The sequence below is a fragment of the Oerskovia merdavium genome (assembly GCF_014836755.1).
In the GTDB taxonomy this organism is placed as follows: domain Bacteria; phylum Actinomycetota; class Actinomycetes; order Actinomycetales; family Cellulomonadaceae; genus Oerskovia; species Oerskovia merdavium.
In genome coordinates this window covers 1-5,541 of the sequence record NZ_JACSQF010000035.1, presented here as the reverse complement: position 1 = coordinate 5,541, position 5,541 = coordinate 1, and the positions used below count along the sequence as shown (strand labels likewise).

General features: G+C 56.7%; 3 rRNA genes. All 3 read left to right on the top strand.

Annotated elements, in window-relative coordinates:
- Positions 1-266 precede the first annotated feature (266 nt).
- Positions 267-1,787: ribosomal RNA gene (locus H9641_RS19730) — 16S ribosomal RNA — on the top strand.
- A 394-nt stretch (positions 1,788-2,181) separates the two neighbouring features.
- Positions 2,182-5,289: ribosomal RNA gene (locus tag H9641_RS19725) — 23S ribosomal RNA — on the top strand.
- A 91-nt stretch (positions 5,290-5,380) separates the two neighbouring features.
- A 5S ribosomal RNA gene (gene rrf, locus H9641_RS19720) occupies positions 5,381-5,497 on the top strand.
- The 16S, 23S and 5S rRNA genes sit together here, the layout of an rRNA operon.
- The last annotated feature ends 44 nt before the right edge of the window (positions 5,498-5,541 follow it).

Below are 5,541 nucleotides of genomic sequence, written 5' to 3'. Positions count from 1 at the left end.
AGAAGTTGCCCCGAGTGAAGGCCTGGAAACGGGTTGGAGTCGGTGCGTGTCGGTTGCTTGAGAACTCAACAGTGTGCTTGATAGTTAATGCCAATTGTCCTGCATGGGCGCATGGTGTGCACCTTCGGTGTGTGTTGTGTGTTCGTGTTGAGACTTCTTATTTGGTATGAATTGAAAACGTCATGTTTTCGGTTTGTAGCCATGATTATGGACCTTCGGGTCCGCTTCGTATGGTTGTTAGCCTCTTCGGGGGTTGATAGCAAACATTTACGGAGAGTTTGATCCTGGCTCAGGACGAACGCTGGCGGCGTGCTTAACACATGCAAGTCGAACGGTGATGACCAGCTTGCTGGTCGGATCAGTGGCGAACGGGTGAGTAACACGTGAGTAACCTGCCCCAGACTCTGGGATAAGCCTTGGAAACGAGGTCTAATACTGGATATGAGATGCCCCTGCATGGGGAGTGTCTGGAAAGATTTATCGGTCTGGGATGGACTCGCGGCCTATCAGCTTGTTGGTGGGGTAATGGCCTACCAAGGCGACGACGGGTAGCCGGCCTGAGAGGGCGACCGGCCACACTGGGACTGAGACACGGCCCAGACTCCTACGGGAGGCAGCAGTGGGGAATATTGCACAATGGGCGCAAGCCTGATGCAGCGACGCCGCGTGAGGGATGAAGGCCTTCGGGTTGTAAACCTCTTTCAGCAGGGAAGAAGCGCAAGTGACGGTACCTGCAGAAGAAGCGCCGGCTAACTACGTGCCAGCAGCCGCGGTAATACGTAGGGCGCAAGCGTTGTCCGGAATTATTGGGCGTAAAGAGCTCGTAGGCGGTTTGTCGCGTCTGGTGTGAAAACTCAAGGCTCAACCTTGAGCTTGCATCGGGTACGGGCAGACTAGAGTGCGGTAGGGGTGACTGGAATTCCTGGTGTAGCGGTGGAATGCGCAGATATCAGGAGGAACACCGATGGCGAAGGCAGGTCACTGGGCCGCAACTGACGCTGAGGAGCGAAAGCATGGGGAGCGAACAGGATTAGATACCCTGGTAGTCCATGCCGTAAACGTTGGGCACTAGGTGTGGGGCTCATTCCACGAGTTCCGTGCCGCAGCAAACGCATTAAGTGCCCCGCCTGGGGAGTACGGCCGCAAGGCTAAAACTCAAAGGAATTGACGGGGGCCCGCACAAGCGGCGGAGCATGCGGATTAATTCGATGCAACGCGAAGAACCTTACCAAGGCTTGACATACACCGGAAACTTCCAGAGATGGTTGCCCCGCAAGGTCGGTGTACAGGTGGTGCATGGTTGTCGTCAGCTCGTGTCGTGAGATGTTGGGTTAAGTCCCGCAACGAGCGCAACCCTCGTCTTATGTTGCCAGCACGTCATGGTGGGGACTCATAAGAGACTGCCGGGGTCAACTCGGAGGAAGGTGGGGATGACGTCAAATCATCATGCCCCTTATGTCTTGGGCTTCACGCATGCTACAATGGCCGGTACAAAGGGCTGCGATACCGCGAGGTGGAGCGAATCCCAAAAAGCCGGTCTCAGTTCGGATTGGGGTCTGCAACTCGACCCCATGAAGTCGGAGTCGCTAGTAATCGCAGATCAGCAACGCTGCGGTGAATACGTTCCCGGGCCTTGTACACACCGCCCGTCAAGTCACGAAAGTCGGTAACACCCGAAGCCGGTGGCCCAACCCTTGTGGAGGGAGCTGTCGAAGGTGGGACTGGCGATTGGGACTAAGTCGTAACAAGGTAGCCGTACCGGAAGGTGCGGCTGGATCACCTCCTTTCTAAGGAGCATCACTCACAGCCGGCCCTCGGGTTGGTTGTGCAGAGGCCATGGCGCTCACCGAACGTGTGGGTGGATGGTTGCTCAAGGGTGGAACATTAACGAAGAGCTTCGTCCAAGACGGTTCGTGTCAGTACCTGTCCACTTCGGTGGGTGGTGGAACATCACGGGTACGGGGGATGGGGTTTGCCAAGCACACTGTTGGGTCCTGAGGGAACCGCCCGTACGGGTGGGGTCGCTCTGAACGGGCCATCGCGTCTCCTGGGTGAACCGCCAACCGTTGTGTTGGTAGGCCGTGGGAGCGGGTGGGATCGTCCGTAGCTTGAGAACTGCACAGTGGACGCGAGCATCTTTGTAAGATCAAAGATTTATCTTTGTTCTCTGCAATTTTTTGTTGTCAAGTTTTTAAGGGCACAGGGTGGATGCCTTGGCACTAGGAGCCGATGAAGGACGTTGTAGCCTGCGATAAGCCTCGGGGAGTTGGCAAACGAACCGTGATCCGAGGATCTCCGAATGGGGAAACCCCGCTGGAGTCATGTCCAGTGACCCGCACCTGAATATATAGGGTGTGTGGAGGGAACGTCGGGAAGTGAAACATCTCAGTACCGACAGGAAGAGATATTCCGTGAGTAGTGGCGAGCGAAAGCGGAACAGGCCAAACCGTTCATGTGTGATAGCTACCAGGCGTTGCATGGGCGGGGTTGTGGGACCTTTCAGACCGGGCTGGTACCCGGTCAGGGAGTCAGAAAGTCGCGTTATAGTCGAAGGGCATTGAAAGGCCCGGCACAGAGGGTGCGACCCCCGTAGACGAAATGACGTGGCCTCCCGAAGGGGATCCCAAGTAGCACGGGGCCCGAGAAATCCCGTGTGAATCCGGCAAGACCACTTGCTAAGCCTAAATACTACCTAGTGACCGATAGCGGACCAGTACCGTGAGGGAAAGGTGAAAAGTACCCCGGGAGGGGAGTGAAATAGTACCTGAAACCGTGTGCCTACAATCCGTTGGAGCCTCCCTAGCAGGGGTGACAGCGTGCCTTTTGAAGAATGAGCCTGCGAGTTAGTGCTCAGTGGCAAGGTTAACCCGTGTGGGGAAGCCGTAGCGAAAGCGAGTCTGAATAGGGCGAATGAGTCGCTGGGTCTAGACCCGAAGCGAAGTGATCTAGCCATGGGCAGGTTGAAGCGTGGGTAAGACTACGTGGAGGACCGAACCCACCAGGGTTGAAAACCTGGGGGATGACCTGTGGTTAGGGGTGAAAGGCCAATCAAACTTCGTGATAGCTGGTTCTCCCCGAAATGCATTTAGGTGCAGCCTCGCGTGTTTCTTGCCGGAGGTAGAGCTACTGGATGGCCGATGGGCCCTACAAGGTTACTGACGTCAGCCAAACTCCGAATGCCGGTAAGTGAGAGCGCGGGAGTGAGACTGTGGGGGATAAGCTCCATAGTCGAGAGGGAAACAGCCCAGACCACCAGCTAAGGCCCCTAAGCGTGTGCTAAGTGGGAAAGGATGTGGAGTTGCACAGACAACCAGGAGGTTGGCTTAGAAGCAGCCACCCTTGAAAGAGTGCGTAATAGCTCACTGGTCAAGTGATTCCGCGCCGACAATGTAGCGGGGCTCAAGTACACCGCCGAAGCTGTGGCATTCACACAAACGCTAGGCCTTCGTGGTCCAGGCGTGTGGATGGGTAGGGGAGCGTCGTGTGGGCAGTGAAGTCGCGGGGTAACCCAGCGGTGGAGCCTACACGAGTGAGAATGCAGGCATGAGTAGCGAAAGACGGGTGAGAAACCCGTCCGCCGAATGACCAAGGGTTCCAGGGCCAGGCTAATCCGCCCTGGGTAAGTCGGGACCTAAGGCGAGGCCGACAGGCGTAGTCGATGGACAAGGAGTTGATATTCTCCTACCGGCGAAGAACCGCCCATACCGAACCCGGTGATGCTAAGCGCCCTTAACTCGCACCGTCTCCTTCGGGAGGCATCGCGAGAGCGGCGCGCGACCCGAACCGGTACTAGGTAAGCGTATTAACAGGGGTGACGCAGGAAGGTAGCCCAGCACGGCGATGGTTGACCGTGTCCAAGGTTGTAGGGCGAACAGTAGGCAAATCCGCTGTTCACATAGCCTGAGAACTGATAGATAGCGCGTATGCGCGAATTGGGTGATCCTATGCTGTCAAGAAAAGCCTCGGCGCGAGGTTCTAGCCGCCCGTACCCTAAACCGACTCAGGTGGTCAGGTAGAGAATACTAAGGCGATCGAGAGAATCGTGGTTAAGGAACTCGGCAAAATGCCCCCGTAACTTCGGGAGAAGGGGGGCCCGATGCGTGACGGAACTTGCTTCCCGAGCGTTGACGGCCGCAGAGACCAGGGAGAAGCGACTGTTTACTAAAAACACAGGTCCGTGCGAAGTCGCAAGACGATGTATACGGACTGACGCCTGCCCGGTGCTGGAAGGTTAAGAGGACGGGTCAGCTCTTCGGAGCGAAGCTCAGAATTTAAGCCCCAGTAAACGGCGGTGGTAACTATAACCATCCTAAGGTAGCGAAATTCCTTGTCGGGTAAGTTCCGACCTGCACGAATGGCGTAACGACTTCTCCGCTGTCTCAACCGCGAACTCGGCGAAATTGCACTACGAGTAAAGATGCTCGTTACGCGCAGCAGGACGGAAAGACCCCGGGACCTTTACTATAGCTTGGTATTGGTGTTCGGTGCGGCTTGTGTAGGATAGGTGGGAGACTGTGAAGCATGCACGCCAGTGTGTGTGGAGTCAACGTTGAAATACCACTCTGGTCGCTCTGGATATCTAACCTCGGTCCGTAATCCGGATCAGGGACAGTGCCTGGTGGGTAGTTTAACTGGGGCGGTTGCCTCCTAAAATGTAACGGAGGCGCTCAAAGGTTCCCTCAGCCTGGTTGGCAATCAGGTGTCGAGTGCAAGTGCACAAGGGAGCTTGACTGTGAGACTGACAGGTCGAGCAGGGACGAAAGTCGGAACTAGTGATCCGGCGGTGGCTTGTGGAAGCGCCGTCGCTCAACGGATAAAAGGTACCCCGGGGATAACAGGCTGATCTTGCCCAAGAGTCCATATCGACGGCATGGTTTGGCACCTCGATGTCGGCTCGTCGCATCCTGGGGCTGGAGTAGGTCCCAAGGGTTGGGCTGTTCGCCCATTAAAGCGGTACGCGAGCTGGGTTTAGAACGTCGTGAGACAGTTCGGTCCCTATCCGCTGCGCGCGCAGGAAACTTGAGAAGGGCTGTCCCTAGTACGAGAGGACCGGGACGGACGAACCTCTGGTGTGCCAGTTGTTCCGCCAGGAGCACGGCTGGTTAGCTACGTTCGGAAGGGATAACCGCTGAAAGCATCTAAGCGGGAAGCCTGCTTCAAGATGAGGTTTCCATCCCCGCAAGGGGGAGAGGCTCCCAGCTAGACCACTGGGTAGATAGGCCGGATGTGGAAGGCAGGACTAAAGACTGCCGAAGCTGACCGGTACTAATAAGCCGACAACTTGATAACACTCAAACTTTTTGCTACGCGTCCACTGTGCGGTTCCCGAGATACGGGCACACCCCCACGTAACCGGGGGTCCCGAACATCTCCATAGAGTTACGGCGGTCATAGCGAGAGGGAAACGCCCGGTCCCATTCCGAACCCGGAAGCTAAGCCTCTCTGCGCCGATGGTACTGCCCTGGAGACGGGGTGGGAGAGTAGGTCGCCGCCGGACAACCATTCACCAAAGGCCCACCCCACACGGGGTGGGCCTTTGGC